We start from the raw sequence: 25,897 nt of genomic DNA on the forward strand, positions 1-25,897 counted from the left end.
ACAAAAAGGGGAGCTCGACTATGACAATCATCGCGTTGCAGGACGTATATTTTAAAGCACCGATTCGCTTCCAAAACTGGATGACGTCGTTGTACGGATTGAAATTGTGGCAAGAGCGTTACGGGAAAGCGTATGAACGTGAACTCGTCGCGCTGCGTAACCGACGGACCGATGAAACGTCGGTTCGGACAGACCAACTCGACCGGCTCAACGCGTTTTTACAGTTTTGCGAGACGAACAACGAGTATTATGCGCGCTTGTTCAAAGAAGCGAACGTGACGCTCCCGCTCCGTTCCTTCGAGGAGATGAAACAGATTCCCATCCTCGATAAACAGACGGTCCGGTCGACTCCTTCGATCTATTCGAACATTAAGACGGACATTGTCGGACAGACAGGAGGGACGACCGGTGCGTCGCTCCAAGTGAAGTTCACGAAAGAGGATTATCAAATCCGTATGGCCCATCTCGACTACTTCAAAGAACAACACGGTTTTAAGAAAGGGATGAAGCGGGCGAGTTTCACGGGACGGGTCATCTGTGAACCTGATCAAAAGGCTCCGGTGTTCTGGCGTTACAATCGTCCGATGAACCAATTGCTCTTATCGTTGTTCCATTTGACGCCGACAAACATTCCGCATTATATCGAAGCGCTCAATCGGTTCAAACCGGCCGTGCTCGACAGCGCCCCGTCCGCGATGATTGATATCGCTTCGTACATGAAAGAACACGGCATCAAGCTCGACTTTCAAATGGTCGCCATCTTCCCGACGTCCGAGACGTTGACGGCATCAGGGCGTGCCTTGCTCGAGGAGGCGTTCAACGCGCCGGTCTTCGACCAATACGCCTCATCAGAAGGGGCGCCGATTTTAACGGAGTGCAGCCACGGCCACATGCACTTGCATCATGAGACCGGCTTTATCGAACCGTACGGGGAAGAAGGGGAGATCCTCGTCACGAGCTTCACGACACACGGCACACCGCTCGTGCGCTACCGGATCGGAGACCGGATGAAGTTTGGGGAAGGGACGTGCCCGTGCGGCCAAGGCGGCACGTACGTCACATCGATCGAGGGACGGCAGTCGAACTACGTCGTCACGCCGAAAGGCGCAAAAGTATACGAAGGCGATTTGACGTCAATCGTCCGCGTCTTACCGAACTCGGTCATCCAGACGCAGTTCCGGCAGTTCGACTTGCATCACATCGAGATGCGCTATATCAAAGATTCAGAACGATTCCTTCCGTCTCACGAGCGGGTGCTCGAGCGGGAGTTGAAAGAACTGTTCGGTGCCGACGTCGAGATCACCCTCACCCCGGTCAAGCAAATCCCGCGCGGACCGAACGGGAAAATCGTTGTCATCGAAAAGCTGATGGATCAAATTTCATAATAACTGGAGGCAGATGGACATGGATAAACTCATCTCAGAATCACGGACAACACGACGAACCATTGCCAATCGCCATATCGCCGTCGTCGGACTCGGATACGTCGGACTCCCGGTCGCGGTCGCGCTCGGAGAAGTCGGGGACGTCGTCGGATTAGACATCAATGAGGCGCGGATTCGGGAGTTGAACGAGCACGTCGACAGCACCCGGGAAGTCGAACGGGAAGCGCTCGAGGCCGCATCGGTCGACTACACGACGGACGCGACGCAATTAGAGACGACAGATTTCATCATTATCGCGGTCCCGACCCCGATCAATGAACAGAACCAGCCGGACCTCGGTCCGATTTGCAGCGCCACGCGTGCCGTCGGGAAACATCTCCGTCCAGGCACGATCGTCGTGTACGAATCGACCGTCTATCCGGGTTTGACCGAAGAAGAGTGCATCCCGTTGCTCGAGCAAGAGTCCGGGCTTCGGGCCGGCATCGACTTCAAAGTCGGTTACTCTCCGGAGCGGATCAACCCGGGTGACCGCGTGAACACGTTCCGGACGATTAAAAAAGTCGTCGCCGCCGAGGACGAAGAGACACTCGACATTGTCGCCGCCGTCTATGAGACGGTCGTCGATGCCGGTGTCCATCGCGCCTCGTCAATCAAAGTCGCCGAAGCGGCGAAAGTCATCGAGAACACGCAACGTGACTTAAACATCGCGCTCATGAACGAACTCGCCATCATCTTCGAGCGGATGGACATCGATACGCTCGAAGTGCTCGAGGCAGCAGGGACGAAGTGGAACTTCCTCAACTTCCGGCCTGGACTCGTCGGCGGACACTGCATCGGTGTCGACCCGTTCTATTTGACGATGAAATCGGAGATGCTCGGCTACCATCCGGAAGTTATCTTGGCCGGCCGCCGCATCAACGAGACGATGGGTAGCTTCATCGCCACGTCGCTCATCAAGACGATGATTCGTCAAAACATGCCGGTGCTCGGCTCCCGTGTCACCGTCCTCGGGATGTCGTTCAAAGAGAACGTGAGTGACATTCGCAACTCGAAAGTCGCCTCGCTCGTCCGCGAGATCGAGGAGTTCGGGCTCGAGGTACAAGTGTACGACCCGCTCGTCGACCATGAAGAAGTGAAGCATGAATATGGCATTGATGTGAAAGCCTACCACGAATTGAAACCGGCCGAGGTCGTCATTTATGCCGTCTCGCACGATGAGTTCGTTGAAGCCGGCTGGAAAGTCGCCGCCCGGCAACTGAAGATGGGCCGCGGTGTCGTCATGGATCTAAAAGGGATTCTCGACCGCTCGACGAAGCCCGAGGAGGTGCACTTATGGCGCCTTTGAAGATTCTTCAGTTTTGCGCGGTCGACGCGACCGCCGACGTCTTGTTGCGACCGCTCATCGAGTCGCTCAAGGCGGAAGGGCATCAAGTCGACGTCGCCTGCGCTTACGGGGACCGGACCGATCGGTTACGGGATGAAGGCTGGGTTATCCATACGTTGCCGATCGACCGGAAATTCCATCCGAGACGAAACTTGCAGACGATTCAAGAACTCGTCACGCTTTTGCGACAGGAAAAATATGATGCCATCCACGTGCACACGCCGGTCGCCGCCGCACTCGGACGAGTCGCCGCCCGCATCGCCAGAACGCCACACATCCTTTATACGGCGCACGGTTTTTATTTCCACGAGCGGATGAGCCGCGTCGCATACGAACTCATCTTTTGGCTCGAGAAGTCGCTCGCCGCGCTCGCCACCGATTGGTTGCTTCTTCAAAGTGAAGAAGACTACTCGCTCGCAAAGACTCGTCAATTCAAACGTGATGACCGTCTGCTCCACCTCGGCAACGGCATCGACTTGAACCGGTTCAAGCCTGTCATGAAGCCGCGTGACCCGGAACAGTTGAAGTTTTTGTTCGTCGGCCGTCTCGTCCAAGAGAAAGGGATCCTGGATTTGCTCGAAGCGTTCGCTGACTTGTCGAAGCGTCATCCTGGCGCGACACTCACGATCGCCGGTGAACTGTTGCCGAACGAACGCGATCAAGAGACGGGGAAACGCGTCGAAGCGTATCTCGCCGACAACCCGAACGTTCATTATGCCGGTTTCGTCACGGACACCCCGACGTTATTCAACAACCATGACGTCTTCTTGCTGCCGTCCTATCGTGAAGGATTGCCGCGCTCGATTTTAGAGGCGATGGCGTCTGGTCTTCCGGTCATCGCGACGAACATTCGCGGGTGCCGCGAGGAAGTGATCGACCACGAGACAGGCTATCTTGTACCGGTCGCCGATCCGTCCGCGCTCACCGCGGCGATGGAGTCGTTCATCACGCATCCCGAGCGGCTCGACACATACGGACGCCGTGGCCGGGAAGTCGTCGAGGAGCGGTTCGATGAATCGATTGTACTGACACGGCAACTCGATTTGTTCGCGCAAATCAGTGCGCGGGAGGTAGGCTGATGCGGGCGGTCGGAAGGGGGAGGCGGTATGGAAGAAAAACAGATCATTGATCAATTGAGGACGGCTGCTGCTGACGGCCGCCTCACGATCCATATGTATCAGCAGTGGCAAAAAGTGAACGGGGGAGCCAGCGTGCTCGAATTGCTCGAGGCGTATGGCTCTTGGGCGAACGTGCTCCGGCTCGCCGGCCTCGACAATCAATTGCCGCGTTTCACGAAAGCGGAAGTGTTGCGGTCGCTCCGCCGTGCGGCGAAAGAAATCGGGTCGATCACGAGTGCCGACTACCGGAAGTGGGCAGCCGAGCGCGACGTTCCGTCGCTCACCGAGGTCGTCGTCTTGTTCGGTTCATGGAAAGTTGCGCTCATCGAAGCGGATCTGCTCGGGATGATGGCGAAAGATCAAAAGTGTGAAATCATCCAATCGTTACTTGATGCGAGTGAAGACATCGCCCCGCTCACGTCAACGGCATACGCCAAGTGGGCGAGGGCGCATCAGCGTCCGAGCATCACGAAAGTCGTCCGTCGTTTCGGTTCCTGGACACAGGCGCTCGAAGAGATCGGTCTCTCGACGCGTAAGACGTTCACGGAAGAGGAAATTTTACAAGCGCTGAAAGAGGCGGATGAGGAACTGCCAGTCCTCTCGCCATGGGGTTATGAGATGTGGCAAAAAAAGACGGGAAAGGGCCGGCTCTTAAAGACATTCAACAGATGTTCGGCTCTTTCGAGATAGCGGTTGACGAGATGCAGTTAACTCGATCGCACCGGAAAAAGCGAGAGGGGGGTGCCTCATGACGCGGCCGATTGTGTTATGCATCGGAGATAACCCGATGTCAGCTTATGTCTATCATGCGATCCGTCACCTCGGTGTGACTCACGTCATCCAAGAGGATGGCCCGTCCGAAGAACGGCCTGATTCATTGAAAAGTTGGGGACGTCAATTATATGTCCGCTACACGATCCCGCTCATGCGTTGGTTCAGCCGGGAACGCGTCCATGAATTGAAAAGGCGATATCCTTTAAATCATCAACCGATCCCGCTGCACCATCTTTTAAAAGTGACGTCATTGAACGACGCGCGGGCGAAGATGTGGCTCGATCGCCTCATGCCGGAACTCGTCATCTTTCATGAGACTGGTCCGATTGAGCCGGAAGTGCTCAAGCGAATCGACTGTCCTGTGTTGACGGTGCGTCCTTCGATGGCGGCGGGCCAGCTCGAGGCGTACTGGGCGTTCCGAGCTAAACCAAACGTCTGTGAGGTCCGAATCGAACAGTGGACGGAACGAGGATGGAGCGTCCTTGACCGGTCCGTCCTATATATTGGCGGGACCGATAACTTCGCGACGTACCCGTACTTACAACTGTCGACCGGACTCCCGCTCCTGCGCCGACAAATCGAGGCGATGTTGGAAGAAGACGTCTACGACCGGCGAATCGATTAAAACGGCCAGAGCGAATCGCTCTGGCCGTTTTAGCTGTTCGTGATGCAATAATGTTGAATCGCGTCGTTGTAGTAGACGGCGAGGCCGGGGGCGTACTTGTCATAGAACGCCGTGAAGCGCGCGTCTGCTACGTACATCTGTCCAAGACCGCTGAACATGTCGAGCGAGCAATCGTAGAAGTGATCGTTGATGAACGCATGGTTCGCCTCGACCGCCGTTTGGACGCGTTCATCTTCGACCGAGACACCGGCCGTGAACAAGTCGATGAGCGGTTTGACGAGGTCGACTTGCTGTTGGCTGAGCGCTTCCCAGTCGTCTTTCGACCGACCGTGGGAACGTTTTTGAGACGTCGCGTACGCGTCACTGTCACTCCAACGCGACTTCACTTCGGTCTCATGCTTCGCTTCGTGTGCTTTCAGCTCGTCGAACGACAAGCCTTTGAATAATGCTTCGTCTTCCATTTGAACCCCTCCTTGTAGTGAAGCGAGCGTCGCTTCGGCCGTCTCGGCGAGTGTCGCGAAATAGGCGGCCTTTTCACGTAGCGCGCTCACTTGTGTCGTGAGGATGTGGGCCCGGTCCGTATCACTTTCTAACAACGTATGAATCGTCTCGAGCGAAAAATCGAGCGAGCGATAAAATAAAATGAGTTGCAGCCGCTCCACGTCTCGTTTCGAATAACGGCGATAGCCGTTCGCGTCACGCGTCGGGACGAGCAATCCGATCGCGTCGTAATGACGAAGCGTCCGGGGCGTCGTGCCGGCGAGTTTTGCGAGTTGTTGAATCGTAACCATGCGCTCACCTCCTTATACACAGCGTACGCCTTGACGTCGCGTCAACGTCAACACTCTTTTGCGAACAAGGAGAACCCGTCCCGCTCCCCGATGTACACGAAACCGAATTGAGGATAATACTCGTTCAAAAACTCGTTCGTCGCGACGCAGTCAAGCCGAACCGAACCGGTCGTCTCGGCGAGGGCGTGGCGCATCAACTGCTCGCCGACGCGTTTCCCTTTCATGCCCGAATCGACGACGAGTCGGTGCAAGTAGACGGCCGCATCCGCGTCGTCCCATAAATTGTGGTCCCATGACGTCGGTGGGATCAAGCTGACCGCCCCGACGATCGTCCCCTCTTGCTCGTAGACGTACACGCTCCCGTTCATGACGTCGTGGCGTACAAAATCGGTCCGGCTCGGCTCTAAATATTTCTGCCACTGTGTTTTTCCGGCTGCGTGAAATTCTTCAGCTTTCCTTAAAATCAACTGATCGACCGCTCGAAGATCGGCCTGTGTGGCCAAACGAATCATATAAGTCGCCTCGCTTTCATTTCATTTCAAAATCGTGTAGGGTACACGGTGAGTAAGCTGTTGAAAACATCTTTTGTGTCGATGCATGTTTTTTGTTAAGATACATGTAGTGCATCGTGCAAACGATTGCGCTATCGATAAAGAGAGTCAACAGCACTGATATAAGTATATAGGACGCACAGTGAGTTTAGGGATAAGGGAGTATCATTGACACATGCAACTTTTACAACGTGATCATCACACACAAACGAAAACACTGAAACGAAATTGGTGGAAAGAAGCCGTCGCTTACCAAATCTATCCGCGCAGTTTTTACGATGCGAATGGGGACGGGATCGGCGACATTCAAGGTATCATTGATAAACTTGATTATTTGAAAGAGCTCGGCGTCGACGTCATCTGGATTTGCCCGATGTACAAGTCGCCGAACGACGACAACGGTTATGACATCAGCGACTATCAAGACATCATGGATGAGTTCGGGACGATGGAAGACTTCGACCGTCTTTTGAATGAAGTTCATGCGCGCGGCATGAAGCTGCTTTTAGACCTCGTCGTCAACCATACGTCTGACGAGCATCCGTGGTTCATCGAGTCGAAGAGTTCGAAAGACAACCCGAAACGCGACTGGTACATTTGGCGCGACGGCAAACCGGACGGGTCGAAGCCGAACAACTGGGAGTCGATTTTCGGTGGGTCAGCGTGGGAGTTCGACGAGACGACGGAACAGTATTTCCTCCACGTCTTCTCGAAGAAGCAACCGGACTTGAACTGGGAGAACTCGGACATGCGCCAGGCCGTGTACAACATGATCAACTGGTGGCTCGACAAAGGCATCGACGGATTCCGCGTCGACGCGATCAGCCACATCCGTAAACATCCGTCGTTCGGCGACTTGCCGAACCCGGAAGGTCTCGACTTCGTCCCATCGTTCGAGATGCATATGAACGTCGACGGCATCCACGGCTATTTAGAAGAACTCCGCGACGAGACGTTCAACAAGCACGACATCATGACGGTCGGCGAGGCGAATGGCGTCTCGCCTGACGACGCCCACCTTTGGGTCGGCGAGAAGGACGGCAAGATGAACATGGTGTTCCAATTTGAACACATGGGACTATGGCGCGAAGACGCCGAATCGAAACTCGACGTCGTCCACTTGAAAAACGTCCTCACGAAGTGGCAAAAAGGGCTCGAGGAAGACGGCTGGAACGCCCTCTACGTCGAGAACCATGACCAGACACGCACCGTGTCGGCTTGGGGCGATGATGAGCGCTATTGGAAAGAGAGTGCGAAGTCGATCGCGATGATGTATTTCCTCATGCAGGGGACACCGTTTATCTATCAAGGCCAAGAGATCGGGATGACGAATGTCAAGTTCGACTCGATCGACCAATACGATGACATCGCGACGCGCAACCGTTACTACATCGGCCTCGAGCACGGCAAGAGCCACGAGGACATGATGGAGATCACGTGGAACTCGTCACGTGACAACACGCGGACGCCGATGCAATGGAACGCAGGACCGAACGCCGGATTCACGTTCTCGGACACGCCTTGGTTCGGCATCAACCCGAACTATGCGGACATCAACGTCGAAGCGCAACTCGAAGACGAGGACTCGATCCTTAACTTCTATAAAGAGATGATCCGTCTCCGTAAACAAGACGAGACGTTCGTGTACGGGACGTATGACGTCGTCTTGCCGGAACATCCGGAGATTTACGCATACACGCGCACGCTCGGTGACTCGCAATACCTCGTCATGACGAACTTGACGGGGAAAGAAGCCATCTTTGCGACGGACATGACGCTTCGCTCGGAAGACGTCGTCTTGCAAAATATGCCGCTCGAGCCGCATGATGAGACGACACTCCTTCACTTGAAGCCGTTCGAAGGACGCGTCTACAAGTTAAGCTAATCTGAAGGCCGCCTCGAGCGGTCTTTTTTTGTAGTGTGAAGCACACCTGAACCGGGAAAGAAAAAGTTAGCGATTCCGGACCGTTTAGGAGATATGGTACGATGAGACAGCGGAAAGGGGAATCACCATGGCAATTGAACCGAAACGAGTGCGCCTCCGTCAGACGACGAAGATGAGTGAACTCGATGAGCCGATCGTGCTCGTCGCGGACGGTCTCTACTATGAGCTGAAGACCGGGTTCATCTTGACGTTCGACCAAGAGCGTGAGGACGGCCTCGTCCCGACGACGTTGAAATATACGACCGGACGGCTCGCCCTCATCTGTAAAGGTCCGATCGAGATGAACCATTCCTTCATTGAAGGACGGCTGACACAAAGTGTATATAAAAACCCATACATGTCGATGACGATGGCGACGACGACGGAACGCCTCGACGTAGCAGACGGCCGTTGCCGTTTCGACTATGCGTTATCGATGAACGACGATGTGGCAGGGACGTACGAAGTCGATGTCACGTGGACGTTTGAAGGAGGAGACGAAACATGAACTTTACAGAGCGAGTAAAAAAGATTGAAGAGATGCTGAACGAAGATTGGTTCGAGATGCTCGAGACGAACGAGGACGAGTACGAGGAGTGGCGCGGACGACTGGAGGACCATGCCGAGCACGTCATCGGACACTACGACAACGAGACCGGCGTCGATATGGATGCGGTCGACAAACTGCTCCAATTGAACGACGAGTTCCCGCTCCTATACGGGGAGGACACGGTCCGGTTGTACCTCGCTTTGATCGAGGCGCGGCCAGAGGACAAGTCGGTGTACGAGCGCTACGTCGATTACTTGGCTGCGATCGGGGACGCCTCACATGAGGAGTTTTTACGGTTCCATACGCTCGTCGACGCGGGCAGGCTCGACGAGGCACGAAAGCTCGCGCCTGAAATGCCAAAACGATTAGGACTCGAAGGATAAGGCCGCATTGCGGTCTTTTTCATACACATTATTAGGGGGATTGCACATGTTGAGACTCGTCAAAACATCAAGTGAACAAAAAGAGCAAGTGTTAGCCTTGTTGAAAGAATGGCAGGAAGACGGGAGCGACATCGTCCCGACGACAATCCATAAAGATACGAGTGACTTTGACGCCTACGTCAAACGTTTGCGTGACGCGGAAGATCGCGAAAAAATCGAGGACGGTTGGGTGCCGAGCACGACGTACTGGTTGACCGACGGGAAAGAACTGCTCGGGGCGGCGAACATTCGTCACGAGTTGAACGAACACTTGATGAACTTTGGCGGCCATATCGGTTACGGGATCAAACCGAGCGCGCGGGGACGGGGCCTCGCGACGAAACAGCTCGCGCTCGCCCTCGAGAAAGCGAGAGCACTCGGCATCGAGCGCGCCTTGATCACGTGTAATCAAACGAACGTCGCGTCGAAGCAAGTCATCTTGCGTAACGGCGGGGTGCCGGACACGTCGTTCACGGAAGAAGACGGGACCATCGTCGAGCGGTTTTGGATTGAGCTGAAAGGGTGACGAATAATGGGCGATTGGATCGTGGTATATTTGGCGGCCATCAATTTCTTCGGCATCTATTTGTTTCCGAAGGATCGCATCCCGTCGAAGAAGTGGTTCTCGTTTTCGAGCGGGATCGCCATCACGTATTTTTTCATGTATCTGCTCCCGTCGCTCAATAAGCGTCAAGACACGCTCCGTGTCGATTGGCTCGACCTTGCCTTGCCGTCAGAGATTTATGTCGTCAGCCTGATCGGTTTCACCGTCTTTTACGGGACGATGCGGTTTGTGCGGACCCCGCATTTCAAAGATGAGACGATTGATCGGACCGTCTCTTACTGGCTCCAAGTGACGCTCCTCACGGCGTACATGTCGTTCTCGGCATACGTCGTGACGGAGACGTCGGTGACGAACGTCGCTCAAATGTTTTACGCGACGGCGCTCGGCGTCCATTTTCTCGCCGTCGGTCACGACTTGTACCGCCATTATGGCGAGGTCTATTTGACGCAAGGCCGCTACTTTTTCACGGTCGGCATCCTCGTCACGGGATACGTCGCCCGTTACGTCGATTTGGCGTCGCATGTCGAGACGATCGCCTTCGCCTTCGTCGCCGGGGCGATGATTCTGAACATCGTCAAGTTCGAGCTGCCGGCGGACCGAAACTTGCATTTCCGGACGTTCGCGCTTGCCGTGACGATTTACGGGGGCCTGCTCCTCATCTTGAAGCACGTCCTCTATTTTTAAGTTCCACCAAGAAAATGAATGACTGTTCATTCATTGTTTGTTATACTGAACTCAAGATTGAATCCGTTTTCATAAGGGGGAGTTTTGGGGATGTCTACATTTTTAATCGTCAACTGGATTCTATTCTTGCTCGTCCTCGGCTATGGACTGTACTTGTTCGCCTCGCTGGTCTATCAGCGCTACACGTTCATCAAGCTCGGGAAGAAGGCAGAGTGGAGCCAAACGAATAAAGAACGGCTTGAACAAGTGATGATCAACGTGTTCGGGCAAAAGAAATTGTTGAAAGATAAGAAGAGCGGCATCATTCACGTCATGATGTTCTATGGGTTCATTCTCGTCCAGTTCGGGGCGATTGACTTCATTTGGAAAGGGCTCGCCGTCGGGACACGTTTCCCGCACGTGCCGCTCGGTCCGCTCTACCCGATCTTCACGTTCATGCAAGAAATCGTCATGCTCATGATTCTCGTCGCGGTCGTTTGGGGATTCTACCGCCGTTACATCGAGAAGCTCGTGCGCTTGAAGCGAAATTTCTTGGCCGGTCTCGCCCTCATCTTCATCGGTGGGTTGATGGTATCGGTCTTGTTCGGGAACGGGTTCTACCTCGTCTATAAAGAAGAGCTCCCGATGTGGGGCGAACCGGTTGCGACGATCATCGGCTCGGCGTTCGCTTGGGTGCCGGGAAGTGTCGCGTTCGCGCTCTTCGTCGTCTTCTGGTGGCTGCACTTGTTGTTCTTGCTCAGCTTCATGATTTATATCCCGCAAGGCAAGCACGCCCATTTGATCGCCGGCACGCTCAACGTCTGGCTCGGCCGGACGCACAAAGTCGGCCGTCTCGCCCCGGTCGATTTCTCGGCGATGGAAGAGGCGGAAGAGTCGGATGAAGAAATCGTCTTCGGGGTCAACAAGATCGAAGACTTCAATCAAAAACAACTCGTCGACTTATACGCCTGCGTCGAGTGCGGTCGTTGTACGAACGTCTGCCCGGCGACCGGGACCGGCAAGATGCTGTCACCGATGGACCTCATCGTCAAACTGCGCGACCATATGAACATGAAAGGGGCCGCCATCACCCGGAAATCACCGTGGGCGCCGGCACTCATGTTCCAAAACACGCAAGGGGCCGAAATCGCGGCCGCGGCGATGAATGGGAACATGCTCGTCGCTGACGAGTTGATCGGCAACGTCATCACCGAAGAAGAGATTTGGGCATGTACGACGTGCCGCAACTGTGAAGACCAATGCCCGGTCATGAACGAGCACGTCGACAAGATTATCGACCTTCGTCGTTATCTCGTCATGATGGAAGGGAAGATGGATCCAGAGGCACAGCGTACGGTCGCCAACATCGAGCGTCAAGGCAACCCGTGGGGGATGAACCGGAAAGAGCGCGAGAACTGGCGCAAAGACCGGGAAGAGCTTGTCATCCCGACGGCGAAAGAGAAGAAGAAGGCCGGCGAAGAGTTCGAATTCCTCTTCTGGGTCGGGGCGATGGGCTCATACGATAGCCGCAGCCAAAAAGTCGCCCAAAGCTTTGCGAGCGTCTTGAACAAGGCCGGCGTCTCGTTCGCCATTCTCGGGAACGAAGAGAAGAACTCAGGGGATACACCACGCCGTATCGGGAACGAGCTGTTGTTCCAAGAGCTCGCCGAGGCGAACATCAAACTGTTCGAGAAGTATGGCGTCACGAAGATTGTCACGGTCGACCCACACGCGTACAACACGTTCAAAAACGAGTATCCGGACTTCGGACTAAATGGTGTAAAAGTGTATCATCATACCGAGCTCCTCGCCGAGCTGCTCGATACGGGCCGAATCAAGCCGGACTTCTCTGTGAACGAGCGCGTCGTCTATCACGACTCGTGTTACCTCGGACGTTATAACGGCATCTATGACGCGCCACGTTTCGTCTTGGAACGCATCCCGGGTGTCGAACTCGTCGAGGCGGAACGGAACCGTGAGAACGGTATGTGCTGTGGGGCCGGCGGCGGTCTCATGTGGCAAGAAGAGAAAGTCGGGACGCGCGTCAACGTGGCCCGGACCGAGCAGTTGCTCGAGACGAAGCCGACCGTCATCGGTTCGGCGTGTCCGTACTGCTTGACGATGCTCTCGGACGGGACGAAAGCGAAAGAAGTCGATGAGTCAGTCGGTACGTTCGACGTCGTCGAGTTGCTTGATCGCTCGCTTGCCCCGCTTGAAGTACCTGAACCGCTCGTTCAATAAAAACAAGGCACGGTCCGCGGACCGTGCCTTGTTTTGTCGTTACTGCATCTCGGCAGTCGCCAATAGGGAAGACGTCAAGTGCGACAAGCCTTGCGTCGTCTCATTGATGGCCGAGATCGTCTCGACCATTTGGCCGAGGTCTTGCTTATTGCGTTCAAAGGATAGGACGTAATTGCCCATCTCGTCTTTGACGGTCGAGAAACCGACTTTGACGGCGCCAAGTTGACGCATCGCCTCGTCGTTCGTCCGATGCATCTGTCCCATCTGATCGAGCAGGGCGGCGATGTTCGTCTCGTTCTCATGGATGAGCACGTTGATTTGGCTGCTCAGTTGCTTCGCATTTTCGGCGAGCGTCCTTACTTCAGTGGCGACGACGGCGAAACCTTTGCCGTGCTCCCCGGCTCGGGCCGCTTCAATCGAGGCGTTCAACGCCAATAAGTTCGTCTGATTGGCGATCTGCTCGATGCTACGGGTCATGCTGACGATTTCTTGCGAGCCGTCCTTGAGCGCGGTAATGCGATCGAGCGAGGCGTCAACGTATGTCGCCGACTGTTTAAACTCGGACTCCATCTGCTCGATTTGTTCGCCGTTCGTCTGCGTCAAGCTCATCAAGTGGCGGCTCATCTTCTCCGTCTGCTCGGTCTCGGACAATACTTGATGGGCCCGCTTGCTCGTCTCGGACATGGCGTGACCGGTCTGTTCCATCGTCGTCGCGACTTCCGTGCTGACGCGGCTCACGTCATGGAGTAGCGCCGCCCGGGCCGCGTTCGCCGACTCGATTTCCTCGAGCCGAGCGTCGACGTATTGTTCGGTGACGATTTGAGCGTCCAAATTCATCGCATGGGACAAAGCGAGGAGAGACTCGGTCAATATGGCCGGGTCTTGTTGATACGTCTCGACGATTTTTGGGATGAGCAACGTGTTGAAGGCAGAATACGTTGCAAGGAACCAGACGACCGGTACCGAGAAGTGGTGATGCGTCTGTCCCATCCGTTTGCGCATGGCGAGAAATTTGTCATCGATATTCCCGGTCAACAGGCTGCGGAAATAGTCTCCGAACACCTTTTTCAGACGTTCACGCGTCGATGAGGCAGTAGCAAGTTGAACCATCTCAGGCTGAAGCATCAAGTGGTCGAGTACACCTTCTAGCACGTCATCTAACACCGATTCGACGAGCGGTGCCATCGCTTGGAGTCGTTTCACTTGGGCGGACGTATAACCCATGTAGTGTGCCCGTCCATTTAAATTCGGATCGGCCGGTTGTGCGATCGTCGTCACATCGGGAAAGCCGATTGACGCGACGTAGGCGTCAGGTTTTGTTTTACGGAACAATGCCATGTTGTATTCTCCTTTTCAGCATACAAATAAAATAACGTTCTCCTCTATATCGGTCATAATGTCAAAAAGATGAGTGGCTGATGTGCAATAGGGCAGGTTGCGTTAATGCATAAAGGGGAAAAAAGAAAAAGAGACAATTTCTAAGGCTTGAGGTGCTTGGTATGAAAGATAAAATTGTATTATTGACGATTGTCAGTGCCCTCAGCAGTCAAATCGTGCCTCAAATTTTGTTTCTGTCTATCATGGCGGTCGAAGAGGGTGTCGGAGGTTTGATTCCGTTCTTGATTTTCTATGTCGCGAGCATGTCGGGACTATTACTGTGGGTATACGTCATCGGTCGGCTTGGCTCCAAACAGACATTTTTACTTGCGCTAGCGGTCTTGATCGTTGGACTCATCTGCTTCTTGTTGCCGTTCGCTTGGGCCATCGAAATGAGCGCATTTTTAGTCGGTGTCGGTTCAATCGGTGTCGGTTCAATTATGACGACGATTTTGTCACAGCTAAGCGAATTGTCGGCACCAAAAGAACCATCAGATGAGAAAGGGAGCTCGTTACCCCTTGTGCTCACGCTCATTGCTTGGATTGTCGCTTTCTCCTATATCCTGACGCAATCATATAACGGGGCAGTCCTTCTATTCCTCGTCAGTCTCGTTCTTCCATGGTTGTTCGTCAGAAAGTTACCGCTCGAGAAAACGGCGACGTGGACGTTGGCGACAGGAAAGTTTGTCCTTGCCTTCATCGCCGTCACCGTGTTCACGTTGGTGAGCCGTCTCCTCAGCCTGTTGGAAGGAGCGAGAGGATACATTGAAATCTTTTTATTGATGATGATTCTGCTCGGCTACGTCGGATGGGCGTTGTTCCAAGAGCGGACAAGGATGTTTGTCAGTGCGACGCGGACGCGACAAGTCCAGTTGCTCTCGTTCGTCGTCGGTTTGTTTGGCGGTTGGACGTTGATTGGCGCTGTGTTCGTCAGCCTGGCCTTGTACTCGTTTCAAGTGCTCTTGTTCTATGTGTTTATTCCCTTCATAGCAGGCGTCATCGGCTGGATTTTGTTGAGCCGTGTGTTCGATTTGGCTCGCCATCCATATCTTGTCCTGCTCGTTTCTTCGCTGCTATTGTTTCTTGGATTCTTCGAGCCACTCGTGTTCATCCCGGTCCTGTTTGTGAGCGGGTATGTCCAGACGATGTATGCGAGTGCGAGTCACGGCTATCTATATACGTCATATGGAGAGAACAAAGAATTCGCTTCCTTACTGTTGCAACTGTGGAAACGGTTCGGGATGGTCGTCGCTTACTCGGCACTCATGGTCGGGCTACTCGGGTACGGTTTGTATGTCGGCCAGTCCGTCAATGCAGAGCTGTCTTTCAAAATACCGCGTGCTTGGATGATTGGAGTGCTCGGACTGACCTGGATCTTCAACGTTGGATTGATCACCTTCTACTGGTTTCGCATCCAAAAAACCGTCGAAACCCCAAAATAATTTCCTCTAGCTTTTTTATATCGGTTTTGTTTATAATGAGGAGTGATGTTTAACTAGTGACGGAAAAGGAGTGTCCTTTAATGAATAAATCGTTGATCGATTTCGTTTACGAAATTCTTCAAAAGACTGGCGAGCAACCAGTTTCATTTGATGAGATTCGTGAGCAGATCAGACAAAACTATACGTTCGCGAGTGAAGAGGAAGAGCTCGAGAAAATCGCGCAACTCTACACAGACATGAACATCGACGGACTATTCGTCAACTTGGGAGCTAACCGTTGGGCGCTTCGTGTTTGGTATCCGTTCGATAAGTCAGACGAGGATCTTGTCATCGAGGCACGCCAACGCGGTGAGCTCGATGAGTTCGAAGAAGAGATTGACGAGACGGATGAAGGCATCGTCGACATTGAAGACGACCTTGACGTCTTTGCAAAAGGTGAAGATTTTGACGCATCTGAATTCGACACAGAAGATGACGCCGAAAAAGTTCCAGATCTCGACGAGTTCGAGGACGAGGACTTGGACGACGACCTCGATGTCGAAGATGAGGATGATTTATAAGAGACCGCAAAAAGCCGGGCATATGTCCCGGCTAGGCGTGTCTCTTTTTCTTTTTTGACGGTTCGTGAAAAAGAAAAAATAATAACTTGACGACTGCATCGTCTCTGACGTAAATTAGTCATGGGCTCGTTTAGCACATGCCGATGCAGCAAAAGTGTCCTCCATTTCAGTGGGGGCACTTTTGCTTTTTTTGTTTTTTCGTTTCCCAGCAATGGGCATTCAAGAGAGGAGAATGATGATGACAAAGTATATTTTCGTAACAGGTGGGGTAGTATCTTCACTCGGTAAAGGGATCACAGCCGCTTCACTCGCACGTTTGCTCAAAAACCGAGGATTGAACGTGACGATTCAAAAGTTTGACCCGTACATCAACATCGATCCGGGGACGATGAGCCCATACCAGCACGGGGAAGTGTTCGTCACAGATGACGGCGCCGAGACGGACCTTGACCTTGGACACTATGAGCGTTTCATCGACATCAACTTGTCGCAAAACGCGAACGTGACGTCAGGCCGGATCTACTCGACGGTCCTTAAAAAAGAGCGCCGTGGGGATTACAACGGTGGTACCGTCCAAGTCATCCCGCACATCACGAACGAGATTAAAGACCGTGTCTTCCGCGCCGGTCGCGAGACGAACGCGGACGTCGTCATCACGGAGATTGGCGGAACAGTCGGTGACATCGAGTCGCTTCCGTTCATCGAAGCCATTCGTCAAGTGAAAAACGACATCGGCAAAGAGAACGTCATGTACGTCCACTGTACGCTCGTCCCTTACTTGCGGGCGGCCGGTGAGATGAAGACGAAACCGACGCAACATAGCGTCAAAGAGCTCCGCAGTTACGGGATTCAGCCAGACATCATCGTGCTCCGTACTGAGCACGATATTCCGGAAGACATGCGTGAAAAGATCGCCCTCTTCTGTGACACACGTAAAGAAGCGGTCATCGAGGCACAAGACGCATCAACGTTGTACGAAGTGCCGCTCAACCTTCAAAAGCAAGGCATGGACCAGCTCGTCAACGACTACTTCGGTTTCAACACGCCGGAAGCGGATATGACAGCTTGGAAAGAACTCGTCCACACGGTGACGCACCTCGAGAAGAAAGTGAAGATCGCGCTCGTCGGGAAATACGTCGAGCTCCGTGACGCCTACATCTCGGTCGCGGAATCGCTCAAACATGCCGGTTATGCGTTCAACGCCGACATCGGCATCGACTGGGTCAACGCTGAAGACGTGACGGCCGAAAACGTCGAGACGATGCTTGGTGACGCTGACGGGATCCTCGTCCCTGGCGGTTTTGGGGAACGCGGCATCGAAGGGAAAATCGAAGCGACGCGCTACGCACGTGAGAACAACGTCCCGTTCTTCGGGATTTGTCTCGGGATGCAACTCGCGACGGTCGAGTTCGCCCGTAACGTGTTGAAGTTGGACGGTGCCCACTCGGCAGAAATCGATCCATCGACGGACTATCCGATCATCGATTTGCTTCCGGAGCAAAAAGACATCGAAGACCTCGGCGGCACGCTCCGTCTCGGTCTTTATCCGTGTAAGCTCGAGCCGGGCACAAAAGCGCACGCCGCTTACAACCAAGAGCTCGTCTATGAGCGTCACCGCCATCGTTATGAGTTCAACAACGAATATCGTGAAGCGTTCGAGGCGGAAGGGTTCAAGTTCTCAGGGACGAGCCCGGACGGTCGTCTCGTCGAGATCATCGAGATCCCGGAACACAAGTGGTTCGTCGCGTCACAATTCCACCCAGAATTGATTTCGCGTCCAGAGCGCCCGCAGCGCTTGTTCCACGACTTCATCAAAGCCTCACTCGGCGAATGAGTGGCAAGTCACAGTCTATGACTGTGGCTTTTTTCTCGGCCAAAAGGCTGAAGGGGCGTGACTGCTTCCGGTGGATACATGTTGCCTGAAATCCGGGTACACTAAGAGTAGAAACGGGAGAGGGCGATGCGATATGCGGGAACGATGGATGATTTATGGAGGATATGGGATGGCGCTCGTCCTGCTCAGCCTGTTGCCGTTCGTCGTCTTGCCGACGCTGTTGTTGCCGTATCAGCTCGGCTGGAGCGGCGTCGTCCTGCTCGCCCTCTCGATTGGGTTGTTGCGTTCGATTCGGGACGGGTCGAACACGTATTTGAAGCAGATGTTGAAAGTGACGTTCAGCCTGTTTTTGTTGTTCGTCTTCATCTATTACGTCTCGTTCGGTCTCATCCTTTACGACACGTACGGGCTCGATCGACTGCTCGAACGCTACGAAGATCAAGCGCTGCTCGTGTTCGCCGCCTTCAGTTTCTTGCAACCGATCGCCTTGCCGGTCCCCGAGGCGGTCAGTGTGCCGATCGGGAGTGTCGCCCTCGGGCCGCTGCGGGCGGCCCTTGTCGGCAGTGTCGCGACGACGCTCGGTATTCTCGTCATGTACGGGTTTGCCCGTTTCGGTCGTGGGCGGGTCATGCGTTTCCTCGATGCGGACAAGCTCGCGACGTACGACCGCTACGTCGACAAGTACGGGCTTGGCGTCTTGCTCGTCTTGTTCGTCATCCCCGTCTTGCCGGATGAGGTCATCTGTCTCGCGGCCGGCTTCAGCCGGGTGCCGTTCGTCCGCTTTCTAATCATCGCGGCGTCCGCCAAGCTCGTGACGTCATTCGGTCTCGCCTATTCGGTCACACTCGGTGAGTTGTTCATTACCGGGGCGAGTCCGTTCGCTATCGTCTCGGTCACGGCGAGCCTCATTCTCGTCATGCTCGCCCTCGTTTGGCGCAGACGAAAAAAAGGAGATTCGAACTGACGCCTTGAAAGAGTGAAGAGCACAGATCGAGAGGGAGAGAGCATGAGTCCTAATAACACGTTACAGATTCGGCCGATTGAGGCACGCGACTTAGATCGCATTTGGGAATTGATTTATAAAGACGAAACGCCGGAATGGAAGCGCTGGGACGCCCCGTATTTTGAACATCGGGCCATCCCGTACGAGACGTATCGCCAAGACGCGGAAGGACACATCGGTCGCGAAGACATGTGGGTCATCGAAGTGGGTGGAACGGTGTACGGGACGGTTTCTTCCTATTATGAGGACGCCGGGAAAGAGTGGCTCGAAGTCGGGATCATCTTGCATCAATCCGACCGCTGGAACCGTGGTCTCGGCACTCGGGCACTCACGCTTTGGGTGAGTCATTTGTTTACGACGCGTGCGACGGTCCGGGTCGGTTTGACGACATGGTCCGGCAACGAGCGGATGATGCGCGTCGCCGAAAAGGTCGGCATGCAGCTTGAAGGAAGGATTCGCAACGTGCGTGTCGTCGACGGCGTGCGGTATGACTCGATTCGCATGGGCATGCTTCGTGAAGAATGGGAACAACGGCAAAAGCGCAACGTCTCAATTTGAGCCGTTGCGCTTTTTATAGGTGGAACAGCTGGCGATATTGGAGCGGCGTCATCCGCTTATACGATTTGAATGTGTTGATATAGGCCGTGCAGGACGCGAAGCGGAACTTTTCGCCAATCGCGCAAATCGGCTCGTTCGTGCCGAGCAAGTCGGCGATGGATGCGTCGATGCGTCGTCGTCGAATCCGTTCCGGCACACTCTCACCCACTTCTTGTTTGAACAGAGCTGACAAGTAATTGCTCGACAATCCAATTTGTTGGGCAATCCAAGGGAGCGATAATTCTGGCTCTTTCAGATGGTCTTCAATCAAATGGATGGTCGTCGTGACGTTCGGGTTCGTCGAAACGGGCGGGGATAGGAACGCGGTCATTTTCGACAAATACTCGACGATGACGGGAATCGCGTACAAGAAGTCGAGTGTCGTCTCCAGTTCATCGATCAACGTCAGCAAGGCGCTCGTATAGGTGAGCGCGGTCTGCACGTTCGGATTGTCGACCGGGATGAGACGGATGACGTGGTAGACGAGGCCGCGATAATAGAAGCGGACGCTCACATACTCATCTTCTGTCGGCAATGTCAACAAGGCGAGCGTCAACTTCTCGAGCAATTGCTGGGCTCGAATCGGGTGGGCGTTTCGCAGTGCGCTGACGATTTGTTGGTCGAGCGTATAAAAATTATCCACATGAGAAAAATCATCGAACAAGTTTTTGTCCCGATGAAGGTGATGTAGAAATTGGCGTTTGATTTTGTTTTCCAACGGCTGATTCACTTCTTTCGTCGTACGATCAGGAACCGCTTATTTCGTTCGTGGGACGTTCCGTTTCGTCGTTTGTTTCAGCTCGGCGATTTCGCGCGCTAAAATTTTTTCACGGGAACGGGCGGATGATTCGAGGTGGTTTTCGAGTTCCTTGCTTTTTTGTCGGTATGTCTCGGCGACTTGTTTCGTACGTTGTTGATGCTGGTTGAGCTGTTTGTTGTATGCATCGAGATCGATTGGCTTTTTCGTCATACATCATATGCCCCTTTCAAAAGATGGTCAAACAGACAGTTGAAGTGCAAGCGAGGCTTGACCCGCAGTCTCGTGGAGGTAAACGGCTCCTGTCCTTAGCTTACGAAGGGGGAGATGGGTTGGAAAGTCAGGAGGGCACAAAAGGAGCGGTGAAAAAAGATAAAAATGTGACAAAATTGTGTCCGTGGCAAATTCATTTTTCACATCTTGGTATTCGTACGAACAATCAAAAAAATCCGCAGACGTTATGTCTGCGGATGAAAGCTTATTTGACGGCTTCGTCTTTGATCGGGAACCAGCCGGCGCGTGTCGTGATGGCGTTCCAGAGCGGGGCCGGGACGGCAAGCTCGGCTTGTTTGTCCAAGTCGAGTTCGGTCTCAATCTCGTCTTCACGGCCGTCTTTCACTTTTACGAGCCAGTCTGGATCAATGATGAGCTCACGACCGAGCGCGGCGAGATCGATGACGTTGAGCGCGTCCTCGACTTGACCCGGGCGTTGCAACTGCCCGACTCCGATGAGCGGGACGGCGCCGTTGATGCGTTTCGCGATTCGGTCGATTGATCGTTCCGTCACGTTCTCATTGCGCATCGAAGCGGTGTTGAAGTTCCAGAGGGAGGCGTGGATGTAATCGAGCCCTTCCTCGAGCAACATGTCGATCAACACGTCCGTATCATCGAGGGTGATACCCGGTTCTTCGACTTCTTCTGGAGAGAAGCGATAGCCGACGAGGAAATCGTCCGCATCTTTTGTCGCGTCTTTGACGGCACGGATGACTTCACGCGGGAACGTGAGACGTGCATGGACGTCGCCACCGAAGCGGTCGTCACGTCGATTCGAATGCGGCGAGAAGAACTGTTGAATCAAATACGTGTTCGCTCCGTGAATCTCGACACCGTCAAACCCGGCCTCGATGGCACGTCGCGTCGCGTCACCGAACGCTTGGATGATCGCCTCGACTTCTTCGGTCTCGAGGGCGCGCGGAGTGACGGCCCCTTCACGGACCGGTGCGACCGCGCTCGCGCTCACCGGCTGCTCGTTCGGGACGAGATTCGGCGGGGACATACGGCCGGCGTGGAAGATTTGCAAGATCGCTTTCGATCCTTCTGCTTGAAGGCTCTCTGCGAGTTGACGCAGACCTGGGATGAACTTGTCGTCATTGACGCCGAACGCGTTCGGGAAGCCTTTGCCGTCCTCGGTCACATAGGCACAGGCCGTGATGGCGAGCCCGACGTTCTTCGCTCGCTTCCGGTAGTAGGCGAGTTCATGTTCCGACACTTCTCCTGTCGGCTGCGATGAATAATGGGTCATCGGTGCGAGTACGAGCCGGTTTGGAAGCTCGACACCGTTTTTGAATTGGAAAGGTTGTAGCATGCGTTGCATATTCAAACTCCTCCTTCGTCATGATACTTTGAAGTCTAGTCTTATGATTTCAAAATTGCGAGCCGGACGCTCTCGGTTCGGCACGTCGCACGTCGCGTGAGCCGTTCGATGGTTGAACATAGGAGAATAGGGTATAATACAGGAGAAAAGTTGATAACCGGTTGGAGACTACAGAGAGACCACGACATGGGGGGCGAAGCCTTGTTTTGTTGTGGTCTCTTTTCGTATACATCGAACCGGATTCATTATAGGAGGGAACAAGATGGAAATCAGAAACTTCTCAGCAAAAGAACGAGCCAAGCGATACGAACAATTGACCGGGGAACGTCACGACGTCCTCGTCGTCGGTGGCGGCATCACAGGCGCAGGGATTGCCCTTGACGCCGCATCACGGGGGATGAAGACGGCCGTTCTCGAGATGCAAGATTTCGCGGCCGGCACGTCGAGCCGTTCGACGAAACTTGTCCACGGGGGACTCCGTTATTTGAAACAGTTCGAAATCGCGCTCGTCGCCGAAGTCGGAAAAGAACGGGCCATCGTCTATGAGAACGGCCCGCACGTCACGACACCGGAACGGATGCTGTTGCCGATGCACACGGGCGGCACGTTCGGACCGCTCTCGACCGCGGTCGGGTTGATGGTGTACGATCTCCTCGCCGGTGTGAAACGGGCCGAGCGCCGACTCATGTTGAAACCGGATGAAGTCATCCAAAAAGCGCCGCTCGTCAAAAAAGACGGTCTTGTCGGCGGCGGTTACTACGTCGAGTACCGCACCGATGACGCGCGCATGACAATCGAAGTCGCGAAAGAAGCGGCGAACCACGGGGCGCTCTTGTTGAACTATTCGAAAGTGACCGGACTCATCTATGAGAACGGCAAAGTCGTCGGCGTCAATGTCGAGGACCAAATCGACGGCAAAACGTACGAAGTGTATGCGAAGAAAGTCATCAACGCGACCGGACCATGGGTCGACGTGCTCCGCGAGCAGGACGGTTCGAACAAAGGGAAGATGCTCCGTTTGACGAAAGGGATTCACCTCGTCATCGACCAATCGAAGTTCCCGCTCAAACAAGCGATCTACTTCGATACGCCGGACGGACGGATGGTGTTCGCCATCCCGCGTGACGGCAAAGCGTACGTCGGTACGACGGATACGTTCTTCGATAAAGACAAGGCGCATCCGCGCATGACGACGGAGGACCGCGACTACATCTTGGGCGCGATCCACTACATGTTCCCGGACGTGTCGGTGACGGCGGACGACGTCGAATCGAGCTGGGCCGGTATTCGCCCGCTCATTTATGAAGAAGGGAAAGACCCGTCTGAGATTTCACGGAAAGATGAAGTGTGGCAGTCAGACAGCGGGCTCATCACAATCGCCGGTGGGAAACTGACCGGTTATCGTAAAATGTCAGAGACGGTCGTCGACCTTGTCGCGAAACTGATCAAACAAGAAGAAGGCATCGTCTTCCTCGCCTCGCGGACGAAGCATATGCCGATGTCGGGCGGCCACGTCGGCGGTTCGAAAGGGTTCGAGGACTTCTTGACGAAGAAGAAGGCAGAATTGAAAAACCTCGGCCTCGAAGACGACAAGGCGGAACAACTCGTCCGTCTGTATGGGTCGAACATCGACCGTGTCATTGAACGGATGGACTCGAACGCGTACGACCTCCCTGAGATCGTATACGCTCAACTCCTTTACGGCATCGAAGAAGAGGCGGTCGTCCGGGCCATCGACTTCCTCGTTCGCCGTACAGGCGCGATGTTCTTTGACATCGACTTCGTTCAGAACTATAAAGACGGGGTACTGCGTTGCATGGCCGACGTCTTCAAATGGTCAGATGCCCGTCTCGAAGAAGAACGGGCCGAGGTCGAGAAAGAGATCGAGCTCGCGGTCGTACCGGTGACGGTCGAATAAAGCGCGAAAAAAGGAACTTCACCGCGTGGTGAAGTTCCTCAGATTGTTGACTAACAGAATGTTTTCGCTCATCCTCTTGGCGCCTCCGCTTTCCTAGGGGCGAGCAGGGAGCCGCATCGCGACGTTGTCGCTGCTGGGTCTCCCTCCGCTCGCTGATCCCTCAGGAGTCTCCGGCGCCGTCGGATGAGCGTCGCGAGAGGCCGCCCCTGGGTGGCCTCTCGTCTTTTTCTGAGGCCTCGACGGCCGATAGAAAAAGCCCCCAATGCGGGCTAAAACCTTGAAAAGCGGGAACTGGTATGTATGGATCGTCACCGCCTCCGAACAGGAAGGGGAATCATCATGTACCGAGCCCATATCGCCAAACGCCATGAACCAATCCGCACCGACGCCTCGCTGGACCAACTGGTCCCGAAAGACCACCTCGTCCGCAAACTCGACCGCCACATCGACTTCTCCATCGTCCACCGGCTATGCGCGCCACTGTATTCAAACACCGGACAGCCCGGCATCGACCCCGAGATCCTCATCAAGATCATACTGCTCGGCCCGCTGTTCAACATCCGTTCCGTGCGACAGACCATCAAGGAAATCGAGACGAACCTCGCGTACCGTTGGTTCCTCGGGCTCGGGATGGACGAGAAAATTCCCGACCATTCGACGATCAGCCAGGCCTATCGACGCCGGTTCGCCGGCACGGACGTCTTTCGACAAATCTTCGAGGACATCGTGGGCCAGGCCGAAGCCCACGGCTTCATTTCAGGGCGCATCCTGATCACCGACTCGACCCACATCCGAGCCAACGCGAACAAGAAGAAGTTCGACAAGGTCGAGGTCGAGCAGGTCGTCGGCGATGTCGAGGACGAGCTTCTCGGCCGGGTGAACGAGGAACGGGCCAAACGAGGAAAAAAGCACTGAAGCCCGCGCGACAGAAGAAGAAGCGTCGACTCATCAAGGTGAGCCGGACCGACCCTGACGCGGGCTATATGTACCGTGACCAGAAGCCGGAAGGCTTTTTCTGGCTGGTGCACCGGACGGTGGACGCCAAGCACAACTTCATCGTCGATGTGCACGTCACGCCTGGGAACGTGTCGGACAGCACCGTCTATCTTGACCGTCTCGACTATATCCTCAACCGTTTCGCCTATCCGCTCGAGGCGGTCGCGCTCGATGCCGGGTACTACACGACCGAGATCGCGAAGGCGCTCGTCGAGCGCGGCGTTTTCGGCGTCATCGCCTGGCGGCGGTTCGGTGGGAAGAAGGGGATGTTTCGAAAGACGCGGTTCACCTACCTGCCGGACGTGGACGCCTATCTGTGTCCGGCGAAACAGCACCTCACCTATAAGACGACCGACCGTCACGGCTATCACCAGTACGCGTCCAATCCTGCCATCTGTCAGAACTGCCCGCTCCTCGAGAAGTGCACGTCAAGCCGATCGCATCGGCGCGTCATCAACCGCCACATCGATGAGTCCTACCGCGAAGCGGTGAGCGAGAACCGTCTGTCCGCATCGGGCAAGCACCTCTACCGTCTCCGGCCACAGACGGTGGAGCGCTCGTTCGCCGACGGGAAGGAGCTCCACGGTCTCCGCTTCACGTTCTACCGGGGGAAAGAGGCGGTGGACCGCGCCAACCTGGTGGCAGCGACCGCACAAAACATGAAGAAGCTGGCCAACCTGTTGGCCGAAAACGACCGTCTACATAGCATTTTTTCAATTTTATGTCGGGCAGAGCGCCTCGAGCTCGTTGAACACAAAAAAAGACGAACCCATTCGCCAGAAGCGAATGGGTTCGTCAACAGCCTGAGGAACTTCACCGCGTGGTG

General features: G+C 54.6%; 23 protein-coding genes and 1 pseudogene. 18 read left to right on the forward strand and 6 right to left on the reverse strand.

The features are described from left to right. Positions 1-20: 20 nt before the first annotated feature. Genes P398_RS0104635 through P398_RS0104655 form a run of 5 tightly spaced genes read left to right on the forward strand, consistent with a single transcriptional unit; the run spans position 21 to position 5,286 of the window. The gene (locus P398_RS0104635; protein ID WP_029334223.1) at positions 21-1,385 is read left to right on the forward strand and encodes a phenylacetate--CoA ligase family protein; all 1,365 of its coding nucleotides are present in this window, start codon (positions 21-23) and stop codon (positions 1,383-1,385) included. 13 nt (positions 1,386-1,398) lie between these two features. Then, the gene (locus P398_RS0104640) at positions 1,399-2,730 is read left to right on the forward strand and encodes a nucleotide sugar dehydrogenase (RefSeq protein ID WP_115336673.1); all 1,332 of its coding nucleotides are present in this window, start codon (positions 1,399-1,401) and stop codon (positions 2,728-2,730) included. Further along, positions 2,718-3,848, forward strand: coding sequence for a glycosyltransferase family 4 protein (locus tag P398_RS0104645; RefSeq protein WP_029334224.1), 1,131 nt, complete (start codon positions 2,718-2,720; stop codon positions 3,846-3,848). The genes P398_RS0104640 and P398_RS0104645 overlap by 13 nt, the downstream gene beginning before the upstream one ends. Positions 3,849-3,875: 27 nt before the next feature. Next, positions 3,876-4,577, forward strand: coding sequence for a hypothetical protein (locus P398_RS16035; protein ID WP_051638865.1), 702 nt, complete (start codon positions 3,876-3,878; stop codon positions 4,575-4,577). 58 nt (positions 4,578-4,635) lie between these two features. Further along, positions 4,636-5,286, forward strand: coding sequence for a hypothetical protein (locus P398_RS0104655; protein ID WP_029334225.1), 651 nt, complete (start codon positions 4,636-4,638; stop codon positions 5,284-5,286). A 29-nt stretch (positions 5,287-5,315) separates the two neighbouring features. Here P398_RS0104655 and P398_RS0104660 read toward each other — a convergent pair whose 3' ends face one another. Then, the gene (locus P398_RS0104660; protein WP_029334226.1) at positions 5,316-6,077 is read right to left on the reverse strand and encodes a MerR family transcriptional regulator; all 762 of its coding nucleotides are present in this window, start codon (positions 6,075-6,077) and stop codon (positions 5,316-5,318) included. Between the two features lie 47 nt (positions 6,078-6,124). Beyond that, on the reverse strand, positions 6,125-6,589 hold the full coding sequence (locus P398_RS0104665) for a GNAT family N-acetyltransferase (RefSeq protein ID WP_024371113.1): 465 nt from the start codon (positions 6,587-6,589) through the stop codon (positions 6,125-6,127). Between the two features lie 214 nt (positions 6,590-6,803). Between P398_RS0104665 and P398_RS0104670 the strand changes: the two genes are divergently transcribed. The 6 genes from P398_RS0104670 to P398_RS0104695 all read left to right on the forward strand — a co-directional run bounded on the left by P398_RS0104670 (position 6,804) and on the right by P398_RS0104695 (position 12,993). Next, positions 6,804-8,513: a glycoside hydrolase family 13 protein gene (locus P398_RS0104670; RefSeq protein WP_081828274.1), complete on the forward strand. Its 1,710-nt coding sequence runs from the start codon at positions 6,804-6,806 to the stop codon at positions 8,511-8,513. A gap of 127 nt (positions 8,514-8,640) precedes the next feature. After that, a complete protein-coding gene (locus P398_RS0104675; protein WP_029334228.1) occupies positions 8,641-9,060 on the forward strand; it encodes a DUF1934 domain-containing protein in 420 nt (139 codons plus the stop codon). Further along, the gene (locus tag P398_RS0104680; protein WP_029334229.1) at positions 9,057-9,485 is read left to right on the forward strand and encodes a hypothetical protein; all 429 of its coding nucleotides are present in this window, start codon (positions 9,057-9,059) and stop codon (positions 9,483-9,485) included. The genes P398_RS0104675 and P398_RS0104680 overlap by 4 nt, the downstream gene beginning before the upstream one ends. A gap of 46 nt (positions 9,486-9,531) precedes the next feature. Continuing rightward, the gene (locus P398_RS0104685; protein WP_029334230.1) at positions 9,532-10,050 is read left to right on the forward strand and encodes a GNAT family N-acetyltransferase; all 519 of its coding nucleotides are present in this window, start codon (positions 9,532-9,534) and stop codon (positions 10,048-10,050) included. Between the two features lie 6 nt (positions 10,051-10,056). Continuing rightward, positions 10,057-10,773 (forward strand): hypothetical protein, encoded by a 717-nt coding sequence (locus P398_RS0104690; RefSeq protein WP_024371108.1) that lies wholly within the window; start codon positions 10,057-10,059, stop codon positions 10,771-10,773. Between the two features lie 90 nt (positions 10,774-10,863). Continuing rightward, a complete protein-coding gene (locus P398_RS0104695) occupies positions 10,864-12,993 on the forward strand; it encodes a (Fe-S)-binding protein (RefSeq protein ID WP_029334231.1) in 2,130 nt (709 codons plus the stop codon). A gap of 39 nt (positions 12,994-13,032) precedes the next feature. Here the strand turns inward: P398_RS0104695 and P398_RS0104700 are convergent, their stop codons facing one another. Then, positions 13,033-14,331: a methyl-accepting chemotaxis protein gene (locus tag P398_RS0104700; RefSeq protein WP_029334232.1), complete on the reverse strand. Its 1,299-nt coding sequence runs from the start codon at positions 14,329-14,331 to the stop codon at positions 13,033-13,035. A 161-nt stretch (positions 14,332-14,492) separates the two neighbouring features. Between P398_RS0104700 and P398_RS0104705 the strand changes: the two genes are divergently transcribed. The 5 genes from P398_RS0104705 to P398_RS0104725 all read left to right on the forward strand — a co-directional run bounded on the left by P398_RS0104705 (position 14,493) and on the right by P398_RS0104725 (position 19,767). After that, positions 14,493-15,812, forward strand: coding sequence for a hypothetical protein (locus tag P398_RS0104705; RefSeq protein ID WP_029334233.1), 1,320 nt, complete (start codon positions 14,493-14,495; stop codon positions 15,810-15,812). Positions 15,813-15,892: 80 nt separating this feature from the next. Further along, a complete protein-coding gene (rpoE, locus tag P398_RS0104710; RefSeq protein ID WP_029334234.1) occupies positions 15,893-16,372 on the forward strand; it encodes a DNA-directed RNA polymerase subunit delta in 480 nt (159 codons plus the stop codon). A 238-nt stretch (positions 16,373-16,610) separates the two neighbouring features. Continuing rightward, positions 16,611-18,206, forward strand: coding sequence for a CTP synthase (locus P398_RS0104715; protein WP_029334235.1), 1,596 nt, complete (start codon positions 16,611-16,613; stop codon positions 18,204-18,206). A gap of 133 nt (positions 18,207-18,339) precedes the next feature. Then, positions 18,340-19,170 (forward strand): TVP38/TMEM64 family protein, encoded by an 831-nt coding sequence (locus P398_RS0104720; RefSeq protein WP_029334236.1) that lies wholly within the window; start codon positions 18,340-18,342, stop codon positions 19,168-19,170. Positions 19,171-19,212: 42 nt separating this feature from the next. Continuing rightward, positions 19,213-19,767 (forward strand): GNAT family N-acetyltransferase, encoded by a 555-nt coding sequence (locus tag P398_RS0104725; RefSeq protein WP_029334237.1) that lies wholly within the window; start codon positions 19,213-19,215, stop codon positions 19,765-19,767. Positions 19,768-19,780: 13 nt separating this feature from the next. On the opposite strand, the gene P398_RS0104730 is transcribed toward P398_RS0104725, so the two are convergent. The 3 genes from P398_RS0104730 to P398_RS0104740 form a co-directional block, all read right to left on the reverse strand. Beyond that, positions 19,781-20,449 (reverse strand): helix-turn-helix transcriptional regulator, encoded by a 669-nt coding sequence (locus tag P398_RS0104730; protein WP_147287387.1) that lies wholly within the window; start codon positions 20,447-20,449, stop codon positions 19,781-19,783. 114 nt (positions 20,450-20,563) lie between these two features. Continuing rightward, on the reverse strand, positions 20,564-20,776 hold the full coding sequence (locus P398_RS0104735; protein ID WP_024370881.1) for a hypothetical protein: 213 nt from the start codon (positions 20,774-20,776) through the stop codon (positions 20,564-20,566). 265 nt (positions 20,777-21,041) lie between these two features. After that, positions 21,042-22,157, reverse strand: coding sequence for an NADH-dependent flavin oxidoreductase (locus P398_RS0104740; RefSeq protein WP_029334239.1), 1,116 nt, complete (start codon positions 22,155-22,157; stop codon positions 21,042-21,044). Positions 22,158-22,419: 262 nt separating this feature from the next. On the opposite strand from P398_RS0104740, the gene P398_RS0104745 reads away from it, so the two are divergent. Both P398_RS0104745 and P398_RS16545 read left to right on the forward strand, forming a co-directional pair. Further along, complete coding sequence (locus P398_RS0104745; protein WP_029334240.1) at positions 22,420-24,075, forward strand: glycerol-3-phosphate dehydrogenase/oxidase; 1,656 nt, start codon at positions 22,420-22,422, stop codon at positions 24,073-24,075. 339 nt (positions 24,076-24,414) lie between these two features. After that, positions 24,415-25,760: pseudogene (locus P398_RS16545) on the forward strand (IS1182 family transposase); the annotation flags it as partial. Positions 25,761-25,897: the final 137 nt, after the last annotated feature.

This window comes from Exiguobacterium aurantiacum DSM 6208 (assembly GCF_000702585.1).
In the GTDB taxonomy this organism is placed as follows: domain Bacteria; phylum Bacillota; class Bacilli; order Exiguobacteriales; family Exiguobacteriaceae; genus Exiguobacterium; species Exiguobacterium aurantiacum.

Excerpts from the sequence above, each read along its gene's own strand:
- P398_RS0104745 (WP_029334240.1), top strand. The coding sequence starts at position 22,420 with ATGGAAATCAGAAACTTCTCAGCAAAAGAACGAGCCAAGCGATACGAA.
- P398_RS0104655 (WP_029334225.1), top strand. The coding sequence starts at position 4,636 with ATGACGCGGCCGATTGTGTTATGCATCGGAGATAACCCGATGTCAGCT.
- P398_RS0104695 (WP_029334231.1), top strand. The coding sequence starts at position 10,864 with ATGTCTACATTTTTAATCGTCAACTGGATTCTATTCTTGCTCGTCCTC.
- rpoE (WP_029334234.1), top strand. The coding sequence starts at position 15,893 with ATGAATAAATCGTTGATCGATTTCGTTTACGAAATTCTTCAAAAGACT.
- P398_RS0104715 (WP_029334235.1), top strand. The coding sequence starts at position 16,611 with ATGACAAAGTATATTTTCGTAACAGGTGGGGTAGTATCTTCACTCGGT.
- P398_RS0104640 (WP_115336673.1), top strand. The coding sequence starts at position 1,399 with ATGGACATGGATAAACTCATCTCAGAATCACGGACAACACGACGAACC.
- P398_RS0104700 (WP_029334232.1), bottom strand. The coding sequence starts at position 14,331 with ATGGCATTGTTCCGTAAAACAAAACCTGACGCCTACGTCGCGTCAATC.
- P398_RS0104670 (WP_081828274.1), top strand. The coding sequence starts at position 6,804 with ATGCAACTTTTACAACGTGATCATCACACACAAACGAAAACACTGAAA.
- P398_RS0104635 (WP_029334223.1), top strand. The coding sequence starts at position 21 with ATGACAATCATCGCGTTGCAGGACGTATATTTTAAAGCACCGATTCGC.
- P398_RS0104680 (WP_029334229.1), top strand. The coding sequence starts at position 9,057 with ATGAACTTTACAGAGCGAGTAAAAAAGATTGAAGAGATGCTGAACGAA.
- P398_RS0104675 (WP_029334228.1), top strand. The coding sequence starts at position 8,641 with ATGGCAATTGAACCGAAACGAGTGCGCCTCCGTCAGACGACGAAGATG.
- P398_RS0104705 (WP_029334233.1), top strand. The coding sequence starts at position 14,493 with ATGAAAGATAAAATTGTATTATTGACGATTGTCAGTGCCCTCAGCAGT.
- P398_RS0104645 (WP_029334224.1), top strand. The coding sequence starts at position 2,718 with ATGGCGCCTTTGAAGATTCTTCAGTTTTGCGCGGTCGACGCGACCGCC.
- P398_RS0104665 (WP_024371113.1), bottom strand. The coding sequence starts at position 6,589 with ATGATTCGTTTGGCCACACAGGCCGATCTTCGAGCGGTCGATCAGTTG.
- P398_RS0104720 (WP_029334236.1), top strand. The coding sequence starts at position 18,340 with ATGCGGGAACGATGGATGATTTATGGAGGATATGGGATGGCGCTCGTC.
- P398_RS16035 (WP_051638865.1), top strand. The coding sequence starts at position 3,876 with ATGGAAGAAAAACAGATCATTGATCAATTGAGGACGGCTGCTGCTGAC.
- P398_RS0104725 (WP_029334237.1), top strand. The coding sequence starts at position 19,213 with ATGAGTCCTAATAACACGTTACAGATTCGGCCGATTGAGGCACGCGAC.
- P398_RS0104660 (WP_029334226.1), bottom strand. The coding sequence starts at position 6,077 with ATGGTTACGATTCAACAACTCGCAAAACTCGCCGGCACGACGCCCCGG.
- P398_RS0104690 (WP_024371108.1), top strand. The coding sequence starts at position 10,057 with ATGGGCGATTGGATCGTGGTATATTTGGCGGCCATCAATTTCTTCGGC.
- P398_RS0104740 (WP_029334239.1), bottom strand. The coding sequence starts at position 22,157 with ATGCAACGCATGCTACAACCTTTCCAATTCAAAAACGGTGTCGAGCTT.
- P398_RS0104735 (WP_024370881.1), bottom strand. The coding sequence starts at position 20,776 with ATGACGAAAAAGCCAATCGATCTCGATGCATACAACAAACAGCTCAAC.
- P398_RS0104685 (WP_029334230.1), top strand. The coding sequence starts at position 9,532 with ATGTTGAGACTCGTCAAAACATCAAGTGAACAAAAAGAGCAAGTGTTA.